This window comes from Mycobacterium sp. THU-M104, from assembly GCF_049197365.1.
GTDB lineage: Bacteria > Actinomycetota > Actinomycetes > Mycobacteriales > Mycobacteriaceae > Mycobacterium.
Window position 1 is genome coordinate 1 of sequence record NZ_JBMIOP010000238.1, and the last position, 1,660, is coordinate 1,660.

Below are 1,660 nucleotides of genomic sequence, written 5' to 3' on the forward strand. Positions count from 1 at the left end.
GAAGTCCGGCACCGTCCAGATCACCTTGCGCAGGAAATAGACGACGGCCCCGACGTCGAAGAACTCGGCCCGCATCCGCTCCATCCGCATCTGGACGACCTCTAGCCCGGCGGCTTGCGCCTGCGCGCGCTGGGTGTCGGGCTGCAGCGCCGCCCATTTCTGCGGTTGGGGGCCGATGAAATACTCGACCAGCTCGGCCATGGTTGCGGGCCCGATCTGCTGCGCCAGGTACGTGCCGCCCGGCCGCAGCACCCGTGCGATCTCGTTCCACCGCACGTCGATGGGGTGACGGCAGCTCACCAGGTCGAACGCCTCGGCGGCAAAGGGCAATCCCGCGTCGTCGCCGGTCATCACGACCACCACGCCGCGCGGATGCAACAGCGCGGTGGCCAGGGCCGCGTTGGGCGGCCACGACTCCGTCGCAACCATCGCCGGCGGGAATTTCGCCACGCCGGCCAGCACCTCACCGCCCCCGGTGTCGAGGTCGCAGGCGGCCGACACGTGCCCCAGCCGACGGCTCAGCAGACGCTGGTAACCCCAGGACGGGCGTTCTTCGGATGCGCGCCCGTCGAGCCACGAAAAATCCCAACCGTCCACCGAGACCGATTCGGCTTCGCTCACCAGATCCTCGAAGCTGCGCGCCATGGGCGCATTCTCATCCACGCGATGTGGTCGGCGCGCGGCGGGCCGGCGGCGCAGCGCAGATCACTCGGGGCGGCAGAGGAACGTTGCGCCGTTGAACTCGAGCTTGACCTCGCCCCGGTGTTCGGCGTTTTCCGACCGGGGATATCCGGACCGCCGCAGCAACAGGACCTGGTGGTCGCCCTTCCAGTTGAGCACCGCGCGCGGCGAGGCCAGCTGACCGTAGAACTGCGAGGTGAGTTGACCGAAGCCCGCCGGTTGGTAGGCCGCCAGTACGCAGTTGTGGACGTCGGTGTTGTACGCGCAACCGTCGCGGGCGATCTTCCAGTTCTTCCGCGCCGAAAGCAGCGCTGCGCGGTCCGTGCCGGGCCGGGCCAGCGCCTGGTGGTAGGCGGTCTTCGTCCGGTGGTTGAGGTCGCTCAGATGCGGGTCGGTGCAGATCAGCTGCTTGACCGCGGTCGCGGGCGCGGCGCAGTCCGCGCCTGCGGAGGTGCCGGCCGCCGGATGGGCTGCGGCCACGCCGCAGACGCTCAACACCAGGGCCGCGACGGTGGTGGGCATCAGTCTCATATCGGTCAAGTATGACCTGTTCGACGGGTGTCTCATGCGACACATCGGCTTGTCCACAGGTTGTTCGCAGCGTGTGTTCAGACCTTTGCCCGGCTGTTATCGGGCGGGCGATCCCGAATGGCACCCGGGCCCGGCGTCGAGGCGTCGACACGATGGGAATCTGCAACTATCGGCATCCCTGGACCGACCGATGTCCTAGGTTGGCTCCATGACCCGCGTCACACCACCCACGCCGCACCGGCAACATCAGGAGCGATGCTGATGGACCTCGGTGACCTCACGAATTTGGTCGAGAAGCCGCTGGCCGCCGTGTCCAGCCTGGTGAACACGCCCAACTCGGCCGGGCGCTACCGGCCGTTCTACTGGCGCAACGTGCTCGACGCGGTGCAGGGCCGCACCCTCGAGGAGGCGGTCGAGGGCAAGGTGGTGCTCATCACCGGCGGGTCGT

The 1,660-nt window shown here is 68.3% G+C and carries 2 protein-coding genes and 1 pseudogene; 1 reads left to right on the forward strand and 2 read right to left on the reverse strand.

Going from position 1 to position 1,660, the window contains the following annotated elements; genetic code table 11:
* Both ACOJVU_RS17675 and ACOJVU_RS17680 read right to left on the reverse strand, forming a co-directional pair.
* Positions 1–645 (reverse strand): methyltransferase domain-containing protein (locus tag ACOJVU_RS17675; RefSeq protein WP_421530961.1); only part of this gene is annotated, 645 nt, incomplete at its 3' end.
* Positions 646–705: 60 nt separating this feature from the next.
* Positions 706–1,212, reverse strand: a complete 507-nt coding sequence (locus ACOJVU_RS17680; RefSeq protein ID WP_421530962.1) for a hypothetical protein — start codon at positions 1,210–1,212, stop codon at positions 706–708.
* A 261-nt stretch (positions 1,213–1,473) separates the two neighbouring features.
* Between ACOJVU_RS17680 and ACOJVU_RS17685 the strand changes: the two are divergent.
* A pseudogene (locus ACOJVU_RS17685) lies at positions 1,474–1,660 on the forward strand (oxidoreductase); the annotation flags it as partial.

Coding starts and splice junctions, on each gene's coding strand:
- ACOJVU_RS17680 (WP_421530962.1), bottom strand. CDS start 1,212: ATGAGACTGATGCCCACCACCGTCGCGGCCCTGGTGTTGAGCGTCTGC.